This is a genomic window from Porphyrobacter sp. TH134 (assembly GCF_002855495.1).
Taxonomy (GTDB): domain Bacteria; phylum Pseudomonadota; class Alphaproteobacteria; order Sphingomonadales; family Sphingomonadaceae; genus Erythrobacter.
This window is the reverse complement of the sequence record NZ_PKRO01000002.1, coordinates 128066-145124: the sequence shown is the minus strand read 5'-3', so window position 1 is coordinate 145124 and position 17059 is coordinate 128066. Positions and strand designations below refer to the sequence as shown.

The 17059-nt window shown below is 63.4% G+C and carries 18 protein-coding genes and 1 tRNA gene; 15 read left to right on the top strand and 4 right to left on the bottom strand.

Features of this window, described 5'->3' with window-relative positions; genetic code table 11:
• Positions 1 to 3: 3 nt before the first annotated feature.
• Positions 4 to 768, bottom strand: a complete 765-nt coding sequence (locus C0V72_RS01805) for an SDR family NAD(P)-dependent oxidoreductase (protein ID WP_101791498.1) — start codon at positions 766 to 768, stop codon at positions 4 to 6.
• 337 nt (positions 769 to 1105) lie between these two features.
• Between C0V72_RS01805 and C0V72_RS01800 the strand changes: the two genes are divergently transcribed.
• Entirely contained in the window at positions 1106 to 1816 is a 711-nt protein-coding gene (locus tag C0V72_RS01800) for a hypothetical protein (protein ID WP_101791497.1), read from the top strand.
• Positions 1813 to 2175, top strand: a complete 363-nt coding sequence (locus C0V72_RS01795) for a hypothetical protein (RefSeq protein WP_101791496.1) — start codon at positions 1813 to 1815, stop codon at positions 2173 to 2175. Before C0V72_RS01800 ends, C0V72_RS01795 begins: the two co-directional genes overlap by 4 nt.
• A 282-nt stretch (positions 2176 to 2457) precedes the next feature.
• Here the strand turns inward: C0V72_RS01795 and C0V72_RS01790 are convergent.
• Positions 2458 to 2532: transfer RNA gene (locus C0V72_RS01790), tRNA-Thr, on the bottom strand.
• Positions 2533 to 2620: 88 nt separating this feature from the next.
• Between C0V72_RS01790 and C0V72_RS01785 the strand changes: the two genes are divergently transcribed.
• The 9 genes from C0V72_RS01785 (at position 2621) to C0V72_RS01745 (ending at position 11013) form a co-directional block, all read left to right on the top strand.
• The gene (locus tag C0V72_RS01785) at positions 2621 to 2827 is read left to right on the top strand and encodes a hypothetical protein (protein ID WP_199797764.1); all 207 of its coding nucleotides are present in this window, start codon (positions 2621 to 2623) and stop codon (positions 2825 to 2827) included.
• A 54-nt stretch (positions 2828 to 2881) separates the two neighbouring features.
• Positions 2882 to 3568, top strand: coding sequence for a 2,3-diphosphoglycerate-dependent phosphoglycerate mutase (gene gpmA, locus C0V72_RS01780; protein ID WP_101791495.1), 687 nt, complete (start codon positions 2882 to 2884; stop codon positions 3566 to 3568).
• Entirely contained in the window at positions 3568 to 4071 is a 504-nt protein-coding gene (purE, locus tag C0V72_RS01775) for a 5-(carboxyamino)imidazole ribonucleotide mutase (protein ID WP_101791494.1), read from the top strand. The genes gpmA and purE overlap by 1 nt, the downstream gene beginning before the upstream one ends.
• Positions 4071 to 5138 (top strand): 5-(carboxyamino)imidazole ribonucleotide synthase, encoded by a 1068-nt coding sequence (locus tag C0V72_RS01770; protein WP_101791493.1) that lies wholly within the window; start codon positions 4071 to 4073, stop codon positions 5136 to 5138. Before purE ends, C0V72_RS01770 begins: the two co-directional genes overlap by 1 nt.
• 97 nt (positions 5139 to 5235) lie before the next feature.
• A complete protein-coding gene (locus tag C0V72_RS01765; protein ID WP_101791552.1) occupies positions 5236 to 5901 on the top strand; it encodes a dihydrofolate reductase in 666 nt (221 codons plus the stop codon).
• 40 nt (positions 5902 to 5941) lie between these two features.
• Complete coding sequence (locus C0V72_RS01760; protein ID WP_101791492.1) at positions 5942 to 6883, top strand: bifunctional riboflavin kinase/FAD synthetase; 942 nt, start codon at positions 5942 to 5944, stop codon at positions 6881 to 6883.
• A gap of 110 nt (positions 6884 to 6993) precedes the next feature.
• A complete protein-coding gene (locus C0V72_RS01755; protein ID WP_101791491.1) occupies positions 6994 to 10071 on the top strand; it encodes an isoleucine--tRNA ligase in 3078 nt (1025 codons plus the stop codon).
• A complete protein-coding gene (lspA, locus tag C0V72_RS01750; RefSeq protein WP_101791490.1) occupies positions 10068 to 10604 on the top strand; it encodes a signal peptidase II in 537 nt (178 codons plus the stop codon). Before C0V72_RS01755 ends, lspA begins: the two co-directional genes overlap by 4 nt.
• The gene (locus C0V72_RS01745; RefSeq protein WP_101791489.1) at positions 10597 to 11013 is read left to right on the top strand and encodes a DUF3035 domain-containing protein; all 417 of its coding nucleotides are present in this window, start codon (positions 10597 to 10599) and stop codon (positions 11011 to 11013) included. Before lspA ends, C0V72_RS01745 begins: the two co-directional genes overlap by 8 nt.
• Positions 11014 to 11144: 131 nt before the next feature.
• Here C0V72_RS01745 and C0V72_RS01740 read toward each other — a convergent pair whose 3' ends face one another.
• Complete coding sequence (locus C0V72_RS01740; protein ID WP_101791488.1) at positions 11145 to 12449, bottom strand: hemolysin family protein; 1305 nt, start codon at positions 12447 to 12449, stop codon at positions 11145 to 11147.
• Positions 12450 to 12644: 195 nt separating this feature from the next.
• Between C0V72_RS01740 and C0V72_RS01735 the strand changes: the two genes are divergently transcribed.
• Complete coding sequence (locus C0V72_RS01735; protein WP_101791487.1) at positions 12645 to 13340, top strand: OmpA family protein; 696 nt, start codon at positions 12645 to 12647, stop codon at positions 13338 to 13340.
• A gap of 155 nt (positions 13341 to 13495) precedes the next feature.
• Here C0V72_RS01735 and C0V72_RS01730 read toward each other — a convergent pair whose 3' ends face one another.
• Positions 13496 to 14272 (bottom strand): 3'(2'),5'-bisphosphate nucleotidase CysQ, encoded by a 777-nt coding sequence (locus C0V72_RS01730; protein ID WP_101791551.1) that lies wholly within the window; start codon positions 14270 to 14272, stop codon positions 13496 to 13498.
• A 113-nt stretch (positions 14273 to 14385) separates the two neighbouring features.
• Between C0V72_RS01730 and sucC the strand changes: the two genes are divergently transcribed.
• The 3 genes from sucC to C0V72_RS01715 all read left to right on the top strand — a co-directional run bounded on the left by sucC (position 14386) and on the right by C0V72_RS01715 (position 17047).
• Positions 14386 to 15585 carry an ADP-forming succinate--CoA ligase subunit beta gene (sucC, locus tag C0V72_RS01725; RefSeq protein ID WP_101791486.1) on the top strand — a complete coding sequence of 400 codons (1200 nt, stop codon included), beginning with the start codon at positions 14386 to 14388 and terminating at the stop codon, positions 15583 to 15585.
• 11 nt (positions 15586 to 15596) lie between these two features.
• A complete protein-coding gene (locus C0V72_RS01720) occupies positions 15597 to 16172 on the top strand; it encodes a DUF4274 domain-containing protein (protein WP_101791485.1) in 576 nt (191 codons plus the stop codon).
• Positions 16173 to 16300: 128 nt separating this feature from the next.
• Positions 16301 to 17047, top strand: coding sequence for an electron transfer flavoprotein subunit beta/FixA family protein (locus C0V72_RS01715; RefSeq protein WP_101791484.1), 747 nt, complete (start codon positions 16301 to 16303; stop codon positions 17045 to 17047).
• Positions 17048 to 17059 lie beyond the last annotated feature (12 nt).

The window sequence follows — 17059 nt, the reverse complement described above, 5'->3', positions numbered from 1 at the left end:
AGTTTAGAACTGGACGCGCTGGGTGAACCCGCCATCGACCACGATGTTCGCGCCGGTCATGTAGGGCACCGCGGGGCTCGCCACGAAGACGATCGCCTTGGCGACCTCGACCGGCTCGCCGAAGCGGCCCGTCGGCATCTTGGCGAGGGTCGCATCGTAGAGCGGCTTCATGTGCTCCTCGATGATCTCCCAGTTGCCGCCCTTGTAATAGATCGCGCCCGGCGAAACGGTGTTCACGCGGATGCCCTTGGCCGCATAGGCCTGGCTGAGCTGCGAGGCATAGGTGATCAGCGCGGCCTTCAGCGCGTTGAAGGGGTTGGGCGCGATGAAGGTTTCGAGCGCGGCGGTGGATGACAGCATCACGATGGAACCGGTGCCGGATGCCTCGAGGTAAGGCGTCAGCGTCTCGACCGCGAAGGCCGCGCCCTTCAGGTCCATGTCGAGACACGCCTGCCAGTCCCCGGCCCCGCCGGTGCCCGAGGCGCTCGCGGTGTGAACGAAGATGTCGCACCCGCCCAGTTCCTTCGCGGCCTTTTCGAGCCACGCCTGATAGGCCTCGGTCCCGCTCGCCATGTCGAACACTTCGGCGAACACCTTGCCCGGCCCTGCCGCGTCGATTTCAGCGACGGCGGCGGCGATCTTGTCTTCCTTGCGGGAGAAGAAGGCGACGTCAGCACCCTCAGCCGCGAACAGCTTGAGCGATTGCAGCCCGAGGCCATGCGCCCCGCCGTTCATGATGACCTTCTTGCCCTTCAATCCCAGATCCATCGCGCCTCTCCCCGGCTTATCGTGTTGGGACGAGGGGATAGCCGAGGCAGGGGGCGGGGCGTATCGTCAATTTTGGGGGGTGGGGGGAGTCTTTGTGTTCCGCACGCCGTTCGGCGCGCGAAATCCTCGCTCACACGCCCTGCGGTCGCTGCGCGATCGATGGTCACCGTTGGGGCTGTCTGGTTTTGGGCGACCCGCGCTCGGTTTTTTATGGCTGGAGCTGGGTGGTTTTCTGCCATCCCGCCGCCCCGGGCCGCCCCGGGGCCCCGCTGCTGATTGTTTCTTCATCAAATCATGAGATTACTGCCGTGTCTAGGTTATGGGACGGAGAAACGACATGGCGCGCATTATTCAGGCAGCATGGCTGGCACTCGCCGCGCTTCTGCTACCCGGCTGCTCCTTCGCTGAGAACAAAGCCCCCGACTATCGCTACCGCCTCACAGTCGAGGTCGAGACGCCTGACGGTTTGAAAACCGGGTCAAGCGTCATCGAGGTGCAGCAAACTCTTGTGCGCGCCGGGTCGGTCCCGGCGAACCAGGCGGTCCAGCGGCGGGTGCGCGGGGAAGCGGCGGCGGTTGATCTACCGGGTGACAAGACGCTGTTTGCGCTGCTGCGGTCGGACAATGATCCGAATTGGGCAAGCATGGTTTATGTCCTTCTGGCGCCGCAGGAGAACAAGCCATTCGAAGACGCGCTGGACGATGTCCTCGAAGTCACGGGCAAGCGGACGCTTCCGCGCACATGGCCCGCAGACTTGTGGATCCAAGAACGGTCGGCCTATCCGATGCTGGTGACCTTCGGCGATCCCGCCGATCCGACCAGCGTTGCCAAGGTCGATCCCGATAATCTGGCGGCAACCTTTGGCGAGGGGGTGAAGCTCAAGCGCATCACCGTCGAGCTGACCGATGACCCGGTGACAACCGGGATTGAGGCTCGGCTTCCGCCACCCTCACCCAAAGGATTCTATGTGATGCGGATGGAAGTAGATGGTGAGCAAAGAACAATGCTCCTCGGTCGGTCAGCCTTTTCGAAAGGTACTCAAAAATGAATCGCGACGTCTTCCTCTCGCTTCTGGCCCTCGACGCTTACAACCGCAGTTATGGCCAAACACTAAACGATCTTGAAGTTCCGAATTTCGATACAAATGGCCAGCCCCTCCAAAATGTTCGGATCGGTAACGCCAGAATTATCTCGGATTCCTCATTACTTGGAGAAACCGCTGATGGACGTATCGACGAAGCCGCAGGCTTTTACGCCATCGCCTACGAGTGGAACAACAACGGCATCAATGAGACGGTCATTTCCTATCGGGGAACCAACTTTCCCGACCTGAGCAATTTGACCTCCGAAGCTGCGGAGGCCGCATGGGACGACTCCTCGGCCCGAAACGCATCCTTAGCTTGCTGAACCGCCAAACGGGCAAAGGCAGCGGGACGCCGGGTCAGGCCCGAGGCGGCGATGATGTTGATGTCTTAAACGGGGTCGCAAGCCGAACGGCAGCTATTATTCTGATATCGGCTTAAGCAGACTGCCCAGCGCGCGCGGTCGCCCGCGACCGCAAGCGCGACTGCGCGCCCGCAGGTGCCCGGAACGTCGCGCAGCGATGTGGAGGAATAGCACCGGAGGACGCTCGCACGGAGGTCCGAGCGAAACCGCAAGGACTCCATTCTCGCCCCGCAAGGGCGAGAATGGTGCTGCTGGGGAGGATTGAACTCCCGACCTCACCCTTACCAAGGGTGCGCTCTACCACTGAGCTACAGCAGCGCCGGACAAGGCGCGCCCTATTGTCGCGCGGCCTCGTCTTGTCAAGCAAGGCTTGAAGCACAGCGTTAATAAGGCCAATGCGTTGCCCATGAGTGAACATGCTCGCAAGAATATGTCCCCGGGGAACGACCGTGCAGAACGTCTCGCGGCCAAGCTGCGCGAAAATCTGCGTCGGCGAAAGGCGCAGGCCCGCGCGGCGGCTGGGCCGGGAGCAGGGCCGGAAGCAGGGGCGGCGGGCGATTCGGATGCGCCGGATGCAACGCAGGGCCTTCCCAATTCGTCCGGCGAAAGCTAACCCCCGCGCTCTGTTTGCGTAAAGGGAGCAGGGGCTCGGAACCCCGGAGACAAAATGCCCAAGCTGATCCTTGTCCGCCACGGCCAAAGCCAGTGGAACCTCGAAAACCGCTTCACCGGCTGGTGGGATGTGGACCTGACCGATCAGGGCGTGGCCGAGGCCCGCGCCGCGGGCGCGTTGATGAAGGCCAAAGGCGTGCTGCCGACCGTGGGCTTCACCTCGCTCCAGACCCGCGCGATTCGGACGCTGAACCTCGCACTGGAAGAAGCCGGACGGCTGTGGATCCCGGTGACCAAGGACTGGCATCTGAACGAACGCCACTACGGCGGGCTGACGGGCCTCGACAAGCAGGAAACCCGCGACAAGCACGGCGACGAACAGGTGCTGATCTGGCGCCGCAGCTTCGATGTGCCGCCGCCGGTGCTGGAAGCAGGCAGCGCATTCGATCTGGCCGCAGACCCGCGCTATTCCGGAATTGCGATCCCGAATACCGAAAGCCTCAAGCTGACGATTGAACGCGTGCTGCCCTATTGGGAGAGCGACATCCTGCCGGTGCTCCTCCGCGGCGAGACCGTGATCATCTCGGCCCACGGCAACAGCTTGCGGGCGCTGGTCAAGCACCTGTCGAACATCTCGGACGCGGACATCACCGATCTGGAGATTCCCACCGGCCAGCCGATCATCTACGACTTTGACGGCAGCACAGTGACGGGTGAGCGTTACTATCTGAAGGACGCATGATGGAACAGGCTGGGGGCAAGGTTGCGATCGTGATGGGCAGCCAGTCCGACTGGCCGACCATGAAGGCCGCCGCCGATGTGCTGGACGAGCTGGAAGTGGCCTACGAGGCGCGCATCACCTCGGCCCACCGCACGCCTGACCGGATGGTGGCGTTCGCCAAGGGCGCAGAAGGCGAAGGCTTCAGCGTCATCATCGCAGGGGCCGGCGGCGCGGCGCATCTGCCCGGCATGATCGCCAGCATGACCCACCTGCCGGTGCTGGGCGTGCCGGTGCAATCGAAGGCACTGTCGGGGATGGATAGCCTGCTCTCGATCGTGCAGATGCCCGGCGGCATTCCCGTCGGCACGCTGGCCATCGGCGAGGCGGGCGCGAAGAACGCCGGGCTGCTGGCCGCCGCGATCCTCGCGCTGGGAGACGAGGCGCTGTCGGAACGGTTGCAGGACTGGCGCGCCGCCAAAAGCGCTGCCGTGGCCGAGGTGCCGGCCGGGGAACCTGGCCGTTGATGTTGCCCCCCGGCTCCACCATCGGCATTCTGGGCGGCGGACAGCTGGGCCGGATGATGGCTGTCGCGGCCGTGCAGCTGGGCTACAAGGTCATCGGCTTTGCGCCTGCCGGCGATAATGTCGCGGGCGATGTTTGCGCCGATTTCATCACCGCCGCGTGGGACGATGCCGCTGCGCTCGCCGCCTTTGCGGGGCGCTGTGCTGTGGTGACCTGGGAGTTTGAAAACGTCCCGCTCGGCACGGTTTCCGCGATCCCCCAGCACTTGCTTGCCTGCCCCTCGCGCGCTTTGGAGGTGGCACAGGACCGGCTGAACGAGAAAAACTTCGCTGCCGAGTTCGGCGGCACGCCTGCGCCCTACGCGCGGGTCGAAAGCCCGGCTGACTTCGCGGCGGCCCTGACCAGCATCGGCACCCCCGGCATCCTCAAGACCGCGCGCGATGGCTACGATGGCAAGGGGCAGTGGCGGGTGCGCTCGGCGCTGGAAGCGGGCGGGGTGCCGTTCCCCGGCGTCACCTGCATCTACGAAGGCTTCGTGACCTACGAAACCGAGTTTTCGGTGATCCTGGTGCGCGGTCGGGACGGAACGATTAAATTCTGGGATTCCACGGCAAATCTTCATGAAGGCGGGATGCTCACGCAGTCGATCCTGCCCGCAGGCGCGCTGGTCGAAGCGCAGGTCCCCGCCGCCCGCCAGCTCGCCGCAAAGGTCGCCGATACGCTCGGCTATGTGGGTGTGCTGACCCTCGAGTTCTTCGCCACGCGCGAAGGCCCGGTGTTCAATGAAATGGCGCCGCGGGTCCACAATTCGGGCCACTGGACCATCGAGGGCGCGGCCACCAGCCAGTTCGAAAACCACATCCGCGCGATCTGCGGCCTGCCGCTGGGCGGCACGGCGACCCGCTTTGCCAGCATCGAAATGCGCAATATCGTCGGCGAGGATGCGCTGAAAGCGCATGCGATCCTGAATGAACCGGGCGAGCCGCACCTGCATCTTTACGGCAAGGCCGAAGCGCGCGAGGGGCGCAAGATGGGCCATGTCACCCGTGTCGGGCACGCGCTCAAGTGATTTCCACAGTCTCTCGACACCTTATCACCGACGTCACTCATCGCATTTTCACGAGCTGACTCTTGAAACGAGATTCGAAATAGATTCTATGTCGATAATGTCGGGGAAAAACACAGTGCGCCAACTCACTTCGATTGTCGCGATTGACCTGCGTGGAGCGATCGGGTGTGACAACACTCTACCGTGGCGGCTGAAGAATGACATGGCCTTTTTCCGAGAGAAAACAATCGGAAACACGGTGATTATGGGTCGAAAGACCTACAATTCAATTGGTTCCAAGCCACTCCCTCGCCGCAACAACATTGTGCTATCGCACAACTCAGTGCTTTTTGAGGCAGTGCCAACATGCCAGTTAGTGCTGTCCGTGGACGAAGCTCTGTATCGAGCCGAGCAGAATGCTGACGAAGAGATTTTCGTAATCGGTGGCGCGCAGACTTATGAGCAGTTCGACAGTCTCGTTGATCGCTATCTCGTGACGATTGTTGATCATGAAGTCCCAGACACCGACGCTTTTCTGTCCAGTAGCGTCCTTGAATCGTTTCGCGAGTGGCGTCGTGTAGAAGTAGCAAGCTTCCAAGCCTCTGCAGATCAAGATGAATTTGCCTTTTCAATCTTTGAAGTATCGGCACCCGATGGTGAGGCACGGCGCCGTGCCCGTGAACAAATAATAGAGCGTTATGCGGCGAAGGTGGTGGCTCGTAAGGCACAGCCTAAAAACCCAAAGGCAGCATTGACGATTTCCCAGGACGCATTTGCTTTTTAGAAGCTGCACCAGTGGGTTCCTCTCGGAATAGCAACGTCTAATGCGCTGGCTTGACCACCGCGATCCCGTGCCTGAGCCCTTGCGCGGCGCGATCATCGCGCTTGGCAATTTCGACGGGTTCCACCTTGGCCATCAGGCCGTGGCGGGTGAGGCGATCCGCTGGGCACAAGCCGAGGGCCGCCCCTCGATCATCGCCACCTTCGATCCTCACCCGGTGCGCTTCTTCCGCCCCGATGTGCCGCCCTTCCGGCTGACGACACTCGAACAGCGGCAGGAATTGTATCTTGCCGCAGGCGCGACCGCGATGCTGGTGTTCCATTTCGATGCCGCGCTGGCGGGGACGAGCGCGGAAGATTTCATCACCGCGATCCTGATCGAGCGCTTCGGCGCGCATGGGGTGGTGACGGGCGGCGATTTCACCTTCGGCAGGCAAGCGAAGGGGAACGTCGATCTGCTGCGCCGCCTTGGCGGCGAACTGGGGCTGCAATCGCGCGTGATCGACGCGGTCAGCGAAGGCGGCGAGGTGGTCTCCTCCAGCCGCATCCGGCAGGCCCTGCGCGAAGGCGACCCGCAGCAAGCCGCGCGCCTGCTCACCCGCCCCTTCGCGATCCGCGGCATTGTCGAACATGGCGACAAGCGCGGGCGGACGATCGGCTATCCCACCGCGAACCTCGGGGTCGAGAATTACCTCCGCCCCAAATACGGCATCTACGCCGTGACGGGCCGCATCCTGGCCACCGGCCAAGTGCTCCACGGCGCGGCCAATATCGGCATCCGCCCGCAGTTCGAGCCGCCCAAAGAGCTGCTGGAGCCTTATTTCTTCGATTTCTCGGGCGATCTGTACGGGCAGGAAATCGAAATCGCCTTCCACCACTTCCTGCGCGGCGAGGCCAAGTTCGACAGCCTTGAGGCACTGATCGAGCAAATGGACAAGGATTGCGAAGAGGCGCGGCGGTTGCTCTCTTCGTCATTGCGAGCGTAGCGCAGCAATCCAGGGCGGCACGCGATGCGCTCTGGATTGCCGCGCGGCTGCGCCGCTCGCAATGACGAGTCTTTGCACTGGCAGCACTTACCGCTAAGGCCGCCCGCACCATGAGCGACGACACAGCAAAGCGCGATTACCGGGACACCGTCTTCCTGCCGAAGACCGATTTCCCGATGAAGGCCGGCCTCCCCCAAAAGGAGCCGGGCATTGCCGCGCGCTGGGAGCAGATCGGGCTCTATGACGCCTTGCGCAAGGCGCGCCGAGGCCGCGAGAAGTTCATCCTCCATGATGGCCCGCCCTACGCCAACGGCGATATCCATGTGGGCCATGCGCTGAACCACATCCTGAAAGACATGGTGTGCAGGACACAGAACCTGCTGGGCCGCGATGCGCCTTACGTGCCCGGCTGGGACTGCCACGGCCTCCCCATCGAATGGAAGGTCGAGGAGCAGTACCGCAAGGAGAAGAAGGCCAAGCCCGTCCTCACCGGCAAGGATCGCGATGAAGCGGCGGTCATGGCGTTCCGCAACGAGTGCCGCGCCTATGCGCAACGCTGGGTCGATGTGCAGCGCGGGCAGCTGAAGCGCCTCGGCATCATGGGCGACTGGGACCACCCCTACCTCACCATGCAGAAGGAGAGCGAGGCGGTGATCGTCGCCGAGCTGCTGAAGCTGGCCGAGGCGGGGAACCTCTACCGCGGCTCGAAGCCGGTGATGTGGTCCCCCGTCGAACAGACCGCGCTGGCCGAGGCGGAGGTCGAATACGAGGACATCACCTCGACCCAGATCGACGTGGCGTTCGAGATTGTTGAATCGCCCATCCCCGAACTGGTCGGCGCGCACGCGGTGATCTGGACGACGACGCCGTGGACGATCCCGGTCAATCAGGCTTTGGCCTATGGGCCGGAGGTTGAGTATGAACTGCTCGGCTTCGGTGTCGCTTGCATGGGGCCTTCGAATGCTGATGGGAGCGCCGAGGAGAACTTGGCGGCAACTGCCCATCTGAAGTCTGCTCTCGGAGACGTGGTTGGCCGAAGCTTCCTCGTGGCTGCGGCATTGAAAGATGATTTCGAGGATCGCCTTCGCAAGGAAGTCGCAAAGGTCGACCTAAGTTCATTCGAGGTTTCGGAAGTCCTGATCTTCCTTGATGAAGTGCGATTTGAAAGCACCGGACGAGCAGACTATCCTTATGATCTGAAGGGCGCAGACCTCGCTGGCACCCTCGCCCGCCATCCGATGCACCACCTCGGCGGGTTCTATGCGGCCCCGCGCCCGTTGCTGCCCGGCGACTTCGTCACCACCGATAGCGGCACCGGCCTCGTCCACATGGCGCCCGATCATGGCGAGGACGACTTTGACCTGTGCAAGGCGAACGGCATCAACCCCGTCTTCGCGGTGATGGACGACGGGCGCTACCGCGACGACTGGGGCTGGCTCGGCGCTGCCGACGAGCGGCGCATGAGCGTCATCAATCCCAAGTTCAACGCGCCCGACGGGCCGATCTGCTCGGACCTGCGCGAAGCGGGCGCGCTGCTCGCTGCCAGCGCGGACTACGCGCACTCCTACCCGCATTCGTGGCGCTCCAAGGCCAAGGTGATCTTCCGCTGCACCCCGCAGTGGTTCGTGCCGATGGACAAGGCCCTTCCCGTCACCCCAGCGAAAGCTGGGGCCTCGGGCGGCAGTGACCATACGCCCGAGGTGCCAGCTTCCGCTGGCATGACGTTGAGAGAGATCGCGACGCAGGAAATCGCCCGCGTCCAGTTCATCCCCGAAAAGGGCCGCAACCGCATTGGCGCAATGGTCGAGGGGCGGCCCGACTGGGTGCTCAGCCGCCAGCGCGCGTGGGGCGTGCCGATCACGCTGTTCGTGCGGCCTGATGGTTCGTATCTGCAAGACGCCGCCGTCAACGCCCGCATCGTCGCCGCCGTGAACGCGGATGGCATGGACGCGTGGAACAGCGCCAACAAGGCGGCCTTCCTCGGCCCCGATTACGACTTTGCCGAGTTCGAGATGGTCACCGACATTCTCGACGTGTGGTTCGATAGCGGCTGCACCCACGCCTTCGTGCTCGATTCGGGGCGCTGGCCGGACCTGCAATGGCCCGCCAACCTCTACCTTGAAGGCAGCGACCAGCACCGCGGCTGGTTCCAGTCCTCGCTGCTGCAATCCTGCGCCACGCGGGGCCGCGCGCCCTATGACCAGATCCTCACCCACGGCTTCACGATGGACGCCAAGGGCAAGAAGATGTCGAAGAGCGAAGGCAACACGATCGACCCGCTGAAGGTGATGGAAACCTACGGCGCGGACATCATCCGGCTGTGGGCGCTGTCGGTCGACTTCACCGAGGATCACCGCATCGGCGAGGAGATCCTCAAGGGCGTCGGCGACCAGTATCGCAAGCTGCGCAACACCTTCCGCTACCTTCTGGGCGCGCTCGACGGGTTCGTGGGCGACATGGGCGATGCGGGCGAGCTGCCGGAGCTGGAGGTCTATATCCTTGCGCTGCTGGCGGAACTCGACGGCAAGCTGAAAGCAGCGGCGGAGGCTTACGACTTCAACACCTACACCCGCCTGCTGGTCGATTTCTGCAACGAGGACCTCTCGGCCTTCTTCTTCGATATCCGCAAGGACAGCCTCTACTGCGACGGGCCGGATTCGAACACGCGCAACGCATACCGCACCGTGCTCGACCTGCTGTTCCACGCGCTGGTGCGCTATGCCGCGCCGGTGCTGGTGTTCACGGCGGAGGAAGTGTGGCTATCGCGCTATCCCGAGGACGGCGAGGCGGATGAGAGCGGGCAGCGCGGCAGCGTCCACCTGCTCGAATGGCCCAGCGTGCCCGGCGTGGTGACCGAAAGAGCCCGGTGGGAGGCGCTGCGGGCGCTGCGCACACAGGTCAACGAAGCGATCGAGCCGCTGCGGCGCGACAAGACCATCCGCTCCAGCCTCGAAGCCGAGGTTGTCGTCCCCGCCAGCGCGGTGCCCGAAGGCGTTTCGGACGAGGCTCTTGCTGAATTGTTCATCACAGCGACAGTCACGCGCGGGCAGGGCGACGGGGTGATTGTCTCGAAAACCGCCCACCACAAATGCGGCCGCTGCTGGCGCCATCTGCCCGATGTGGCAGACGAGGGCGCGCTGTGCGGTCGCTGTGATGCGGTCGTCGGCCCTGTGGACGGCGCCGCGTGACCGCGCCTGTGACCCGCAACCGGCTGATCGGCCTTGCGCTCGCCGTCGCCGTGGCGGTGATCGATCAGGCGGTGAAGATGTATGTGATCGGCCCGCTGGCTTTGCGCGAAGTGGGGCGGATCGACCTGCTGCCGTTCTTCGACCTGACCTACACCGAAAACCGCGGCGTTTCGCTCGGCATGTTCCAGGCCAATGATATGGAAACCCGCTGGCTGCTGGTGCTGGTGACAGCGGCGATTGCGCTGGTGGTGCTGGTGTGGATGATGCGCGAGCGGCTGCTGGCTGACATTATTGGCCTTGCGCTGATCCTCGGCGGCGCGATTGGCAATATCCGCGATCGCTATGATCTGGGCTATGTCATCGACTATGCCGACTTTCATATCGGGACATTCCGCCCGTTCCTGATCTTCAACATCGCCGACGCCGCCATCACCATCGGCGTTGTCATTATCCTTGCCCGCAGCCTGCTGGTGCGCGACAAGGACGAGACCAAAACCGGGGACACGCCCCGTGGAGAGCCTTCAGATGCGTAAATTCACACCCCTGATCCTGCTGGCGGGAACCTCGGCGATGCTGGCGGCCTGCGGCGGCGGCGGCGGCGGCGTGTTCAATCGCGAACGGCCGGACGAATTCGCTGTGCAGCGGCAGGCGCCGCTGGTGGTGCCGCCTGATTTCACGCTCACCCCGCCCGCCCCCGGCGCGCCGCGCCCGGCCGAAGGCAGCGCGTCCGAACAGGCGCTCGAAGCCCTGTTCGGCGGCCCCGCGCCGCGCAGCCGGGTTGAAGCGAGCGTGATCGACCGGGCCGGCAGCGCTGCACCCGGCATCCGCAGCCAGGTGGGCGATACCGGAACCAATACGGTCGCCAAGGGCCGGACGACCCGCGACATTATCGCCGCCCCCGAAGGCGATGGCCAGTCGGCCACGACGGTTATTCCTTCTTGATTTGATCCTCAAACGCCGGGCGGCGGACGTCCGTCCGCCTTGGCTTTCGCGGCATAGGCCGCGGCGCGCGGTCGCGCTTGCGGTCGCTGTGCGACCGATACCTGCGCAGTCTGTGAGCGGGCGGGAAGCCTTTAATCCCCGTCGGCGACCTTGCTCACCAGCAGCTTGTCGATCCGGCGGCCATCCATGTCGACCACTTCAAAGCGCCAGCCCTGATCGGTGAAGTGCTCGCCCTCGCCCGGCAGCTTCTTCATCACTGACAGCGCATAGCCCGCTGCCGTGCCGAATTCGCGGTCTTCGCCGTAATCAAGACCCAGCCGGTCAGCCAAGGCGTCAGCCGAAAGCGAGCCTGACACCAGCAGCGATCCGTCCTCGCGCTCGACCACCGAGGGCAGGTCGCCATCATCGCTGTCGCTGGCGAAATTGCCGACGATCGCGGTGAGCAGATCGACCGGCGTGACGATGCCTTCGAAATGGCCGTATTCGTCAGTGACGGCCGCCATGGCCACTTCGGCGGATTGCAGCACCCGCAGCGCGTCCATCGCATCCAGCTGATCGGGCACCACCTCAACCCGGCGCATCATGCCCCGGATCGACACCGGCTCTCCTGCCACCAATGCGGCGAGCACATCGCGCACCTTGACCACACCAAGGATCGTATCGGGCGAACCTTCGGCCACCGGCAGCAGCGAATGCGAGGTTTCGTTGATCGTCTCGCGGATTTCGTCCGCATCGGCATCCGCCTCGATCCAGTCGATATCGGTGCGCGGCGTCATCATCTCGCGCACCGGGCGTTCGGCAAGGCGGACGACTCCGGTCAGGATCTGGCGCTGTTCGTCCTCGATCACGCCCGACCGGGTCGCTTCGGCAAAGATCATCTGGAGTTCTTCGGCGGTGACCGAGGCTTCGTCTGTCCGGCGGATGCCGAACAACCGAATGATCGACGCCGAGCTTGAATCGAGCAGCCACACCAGCGGCGCCGCCGCGCGCGACAGAAACGCCATCGGCCGCGCCATGATCAGCGCCAGCGGCACGGCATTGCGCAGCGCCAGCTGCTTGGGCACCAGCTCGCCCACCACCACACTGAGATAGGTGGTCAGCGCGATCACCACCGCAAAGCCCGCCTCATCAGCATATTCGAGCGGCAGCCCCAGCATCGCCAGACGCTCACCCACCGGCCCGCCAAGGCTCGACCCGGAATAGGCGCCCGCGACAATGCCGATCAGGGTAATGCCGATCTGGACGGTCGACAGGAATTTGCCCGGGTGTTCTGCCAGCGCGATGGCGATGCGCGCGCTTTTCGATCCGGCGTCGGCCTTGGCCTCCAGCGTATTGGTCTTGGCTGAAACGATGGCCAGTTCGGACATCGCAAACACGCCATTGATAACGACCAGCAGGATAATGATCAGCAGGTCAGTGACAGGAAATGGAGCCATAGCGCCCTCGCTAGCACAATCGCGGTGCCTTGCCAGCCAAACGCTTTGGCGATGGAACATATGCCGCCGCGCGCGACTTTGCGTTCATGAGTGGTGAAGGTGACGCACGCCATGGCCAATTCGCATCGCGCCATTTTCCTTATCGCCAGAGGGGGTGTCATGCTATCAGTGGCGAGATATTCAGGGAGTTCAGACATGACCATTTCACGGATTTTGATGGCGGGCACCGCCGCACTGGCACTGCTGGGCACAACCGCCTGCGTGACCGATCCCAACACCGGCGAGAAGAAAGTCTCGCGCACGGCAATTGGCACCGGCCTTGGTGGGACGCTCGGCTATCTGCTGGGCGGCGTCATTGGCGGCGACACCGGACGCATCATCGGCGCCGGCATCGGCGGTTCGGCCGGCGCAGTGCTGGGCAAGCAGTATGATGACCAGATCAGGGAATTGAAGGAACAGACTGCCGGGACCGGCGTCGATGTCGAAGAAATCGGCGATCAGGACGCCATTCTGGTGCGTCTGCCCGATGGCGTGACCTTCGCCACGGGTTCGGCGGCGATCAATCCGGGCTTTCTCGACACGCTCAACAACGTGGCGGAAAGCATGATCCGCTATCCCAACAGCCTGATCGACGTCTACGGCTTCACCGACACCACCGGATCGCCGGCCACCAACCAGCGCCTGTCCGAACAGCGCGCCCAGGCGGTCGCCGATTATCTGGCAGCCCGCGGCGTGGCACGGTCGCGCATGGCGACCCAGGGCTTTGGCGAGCAGTATGACTATCTGCGCGTCAAGACCGGCGACAATGTCAACGAGCCGCTGAACCGCCGGGTCGAAATCAAGATCACCCCGATCAGCCAGGACGATGTGAACGCGGCACGCGGGAATTAAGGTTTTCGGGGGCGCCTCGGCGCTCCCGATCCTCGGTCGCTGCGAGCGGCCGTGCAGGTGTGCTCAGCACGTCTGCGCCTTCGGCTTCGACTCCGGCCTTGCGGGCCGCCCTTAGGGGCGGCCCGTTTGCGTTCTGTCTTGCCAGGCTATGCTGATCAGCGCAGCGCTGCGGCCCGCTGCGCAAGCCGCTCCACCGCTGCCGCGTGGATTGCGGGCGAGCACACCAGCAACCCGAAATCGCGCGGGTCGTGCTTGTTGTAGGCCAGCGGCCCGCCAAACGCATCGGTCACTTCCGCCCCGGCCTCACGCGCGATCAGCGTGGCGGCGGCGATGTCCCATTCGTATCCCCAGCGCAGGGTCGCCACCAGATCGGCCCTGTCGGCCGCCACCATCGCGATGCGCAGGGCGATGGAATTGGGCTGATCGACCGCGACCAGATCGCTGTCATCCTTGGGCAAGGCGTGGGTGGGAACCCGTGCGCCAGCAAATTCGGTCCGTTGGCTGGCGCGAATGGGCGCGCCGTTCAGTGTCGCCCCCTGCCCCGCAACCGCCACCCACTCCTCGCCGCGGGCCGGCGCCGCCAGCATCCCGATGAGCGGACGTCCCGCACTCACCAGCGCCACCGATACCGCCCAGCCCGGCCGTCCGGCCACGAAATCGCGGGTGCCGTCAATCGGATCGACCAGCCAGATCAGCCCGCTCTGCGTGCGCACCTTGTCATCGGCGGTTTCCTCGGACAGCCACGCCGCCGATGGCAGCAATCGCCCCAGCTCGCGCTTCAGGAACCGGTCGACCTCCAGATCGGCTTCGCTCACCGGATTGCCGGGGGTCTTGTCCCAGCTGTGCAGATCATGCCCTGACCCCGGCCAGCGCGAATGGGCGATCCTGCCCGCCTCGCGGACGATTGCTTCAAGGTGCGACCTGTCAATCATGAGAGCCATCCGTGTTGGCCGTGCCGCAAGCACTTTTCAAGAGGGTCGATCCGTGCTTAGGCCCCGCGTGGACGAACCTCTCCCCAGGAATGCATTGAAGGGATCGATACGCAATGAACGTTCACGAATATCAGGCCAAGGAACTGCTCGCCAAGCACGGAATCGCCGTGCCCGCAGGCCATGCCGCCCTCAGCGTCGAAGAAGCGGTCGAAGCCGCCAAGAAGCTGCCCGGGCCGCTCTATGTGGTGAAGGCACAGATCCACGCTGGGGGGCGTGGCAAGGGCAAGTTCAAGGAACTCCCGGCTGATGCCAAGGGCGGCGTGCGCCTCGCCAAAAGCCTTGAGGAAGTGGAAGCCCACGCCAAGGAAATGCTCGGCAACACGCTGGTCACCATCCAGACGGGGGATGCGGGCAAGCAGGTCAACCGCCTCTACATCACCGACGGCGTCGATATCGCCAAGGAATACTACCTCTCGCTGCTGGTGGACCGCGCTTCGGGCCGCGTCGCCTTTGTCGTTTCGACCGAAGGCGGGATGGACATCGAGACCGTGGCGCATGACACGCCCGAGCTCATCACCAGCTTCAGCGTCGACCCCGCGCAGGGCTTCCAGCCGCACCACGGCCGCGCTGTCGCCTTCGCGCTGAAGCTGACCGGCGATCTCAACAAGCAGGCACAGAAGCTCGCCAAGCAGCTTTATGACGCCTTCATCGCCACCGATTGCGAGATGCTGGAGATCAACCCGCTGGTCGAAAGCGAAGACGGCAAGCTGCTGGTGCTCGACGCCAAGATGAGCTTCGACGGCAATGCGCTGTACCGCCACAAGGACATCGAAGCGCTGCGCGACGAGACCGAGGAAGACCCGGCCGAAGTCGAAGCATCGGAATACGACCTCGCCTACATCAAGCTCGACGGCAACATCGGCTGCATGGTCAACGGCGCCGGTCTCGCCATGGCGACGATGGACATCATCAAGCTCAACGGCGCCTTCCCCGCCAACTTCCTCGACGTGGGCGGCGGCGCCACCACCGAAAAGGTGACCGCAGCCTTCAAGATCATCCTCAAGGATCCGGCGGTCGAAGGTATTCTGGTGAACATCTTCGGCGGGATCATGAAGTGCGACGTGATCGCCAACGGGATCGTGCAGGCGGCGAAGGACGTAAACCTTCAGGTTCCGCTGGTCGTGCGCCTGGAAGGCACCAACGTGGCCGAAGGCAAGGCGATCCTGAACAATTCGGGCCTCGCCATCGTCAGCGCCGACAACCTCGGCGATGCCGCGCAGAAGATCGTGGCCGAGGTCAAGAAGGCCGCTTAGGATTTAAACAAATGCCAGTCGTGCCGGATTACAGCGCCTACTATTCATGTCTTCGAGAGAAGACGCTTGAATGGCTAGCCGAAAGGGGTCCGGACGACTGGCATCGCTTGGTTATGAATCTCAACTGGGACCACGGATCCCATAGTCCCCGCTGGATCATATCCCAGGATGCCTGCGACGCTGGTACTGCCCAGCACATCTTCTGGTTGGCCCAGCCGGATTATTACACAGATGATGCACTGAAGCGCCGCGACGAAGGAAAGTACTTCGAACCTGAAATCTACGAGATGCTCTTAGAGATCGCGAGGCGATGGAAAGCCGGAGCCTACAAAACGTGGAACAAACACGTATTTCTGGACACGAAACAGTGTGTTGAGCGATCTGGATTGCGAGGAGGCGATCGCGTGAACCACGAGTTCACCATCCCACTCGGGATCGACAAGCCAGCGGTCGGAGAAAGTCTGGAGCCTCGTCCATGGCCGACCCTCGAAGAGGCCTTGGCAATGGACGCGTTGAACGAGGATTTGGCCGAAGGCATTCCCGATGAAGCAGGTCGGCAATGCGCGATATACTGGCCGACGTTATGATCCGTCCGCTGTGGTTCATTCTTTCTCGCTTTGCTTGACGTTTACGTAAACGCAAGCTAGGTGCGCAACCAAGGCCGACGGACTAGCGTATCTCGGCTAGTGATTTATTGAGAGGAAGGACAAACCCCATGAAGATCCTCGTCCCCGTCAAGCGGGTGATCGATTATAACGTCAAGCCACGGGTCAAATCCGACGGCACGGGCGTTGATCTTGCCAACGTCAAGATGAGCATGAACCCGTTCGACGAGATCGCGGTGGAAGAAGCCATCCGCCTCAAGGAAAAGGGCGCGGCCACTGAAATCGTCGCTGTCAGCGTCGGCCCGGCCAAGGCGCAGGAAACGCTCCGCACCGCGCTTGCGATGGGCGCCGACCGGGCGATCCTGATCGAAACCGATGAAGACGTGGAGCCGCTCGCAGTCGCCAAGCTGCTCAACGCGATTGCCGATGAAGAAGCCCCCGGCCTCGTCATCCTCGGCAAGCAGTCGATCTCGGACGATTCGAACCAGACCGGCCAGATGCTTGCCGCGCTGATGGGCCGTCCGCAGGGCACCTTCGCCAACACCGTCGCTGTTGAAGGCGATTCGGTCGTGGTGAAGCGCGAAGTCGATGGCGGCTTGCAGACCGTGAAGCTCGCCCTGCCCGCGATCGTTACCACCGACCTGCGCCTCAACGAGCCGCGTTATGCCTCGCTGCCCAACATCATGAAGGCCAAGCAAAAGCCGCTCAGCGTCAAGACTGCCGCCGATTACGGCGTCGATCTGACCCCGCGCCTCAAGACCCTCAAGGTCGCCGAGCCGCCGGTGCGTCAGGCGGGCGAAAAGGTCGCCGACGTCGCCGCGTTGGTCGAAAAGGTCAAGGCGCTCGGCATCGCCTGAGCCCCCCGGTAT

Bases quoted from the DNA above. Each gene is read 5' to 3' on its own strand.
- C0V72_RS01805 (WP_101791498.1), bottom strand. From the start codon at position 768: ATGGATCTGGGATTGAAGGGCAAGAAGGTCATCATGAACGGCGGGGCG.
- C0V72_RS01800 (WP_101791497.1), top strand. From the start codon at position 1,106: ATGGCGCGCATTATTCAGGCAGCATGGCTGGCACTCGCCGCGCTTCTG.
- C0V72_RS01795 (WP_101791496.1), top strand. From the start codon at position 1,813: ATGAATCGCGACGTCTTCCTCTCGCTTCTGGCCCTCGACGCTTACAAC.
- C0V72_RS01785 (WP_199797764.1), top strand. From the start codon at position 2,621: ATGAGTGAACATGCTCGCAAGAATATGTCCCCGGGGAACGACCGTGCA.
- gpmA (WP_101791495.1), top strand. From the start codon at position 2,882: ATGCCCAAGCTGATCCTTGTCCGCCACGGCCAAAGCCAGTGGAACCTC.
- purE (WP_101791494.1), top strand. From the start codon at position 3,568: ATGGAACAGGCTGGGGGCAAGGTTGCGATCGTGATGGGCAGCCAGTCC.
- C0V72_RS01770 (WP_101791493.1), top strand. From the start codon at position 4,071: ATGTTGCCCCCCGGCTCCACCATCGGCATTCTGGGCGGCGGACAGCTG.
- C0V72_RS01765 (WP_101791552.1), top strand. From the start codon at position 5,236: ATGTCGGGGAAAAACACAGTGCGCCAACTCACTTCGATTGTCGCGATT.
- C0V72_RS01760 (WP_101791492.1), top strand. From the start codon at position 5,942: ATGCGCTGGCTTGACCACCGCGATCCCGTGCCTGAGCCCTTGCGCGGC.
- C0V72_RS01755 (WP_101791491.1), top strand. From the start codon at position 6,994: ATGAGCGACGACACAGCAAAGCGCGATTACCGGGACACCGTCTTCCTG.
- C0V72_RS01745 (WP_101791489.1), top strand. From the start codon at position 10,597: ATGCGTAAATTCACACCCCTGATCCTGCTGGCGGGAACCTCGGCGATG.
- C0V72_RS01740 (WP_101791488.1), bottom strand. From the start codon at position 12,449: ATGGCTCCATTTCCTGTCACTGACCTGCTGATCATTATCCTGCTGGTC.
- C0V72_RS01735 (WP_101791487.1), top strand. From the start codon at position 12,645: ATGACCATTTCACGGATTTTGATGGCGGGCACCGCCGCACTGGCACTG.
- C0V72_RS01730 (WP_101791551.1), bottom strand. From the start codon at position 14,272: ATGATTGACAGGTCGCACCTTGAAGCAATCGTCCGCGAGGCGGGCAGG.
- sucC (WP_101791486.1), top strand. From the start codon at position 14,386: ATGAACGTTCACGAATATCAGGCCAAGGAACTGCTCGCCAAGCACGGA.
- C0V72_RS01720 (WP_101791485.1), top strand. From the start codon at position 15,597: ATGCCAGTCGTGCCGGATTACAGCGCCTACTATTCATGTCTTCGAGAG.
- C0V72_RS01715 (WP_101791484.1), top strand. From the start codon at position 16,301: ATGAAGATCCTCGTCCCCGTCAAGCGGGTGATCGATTATAACGTCAAG.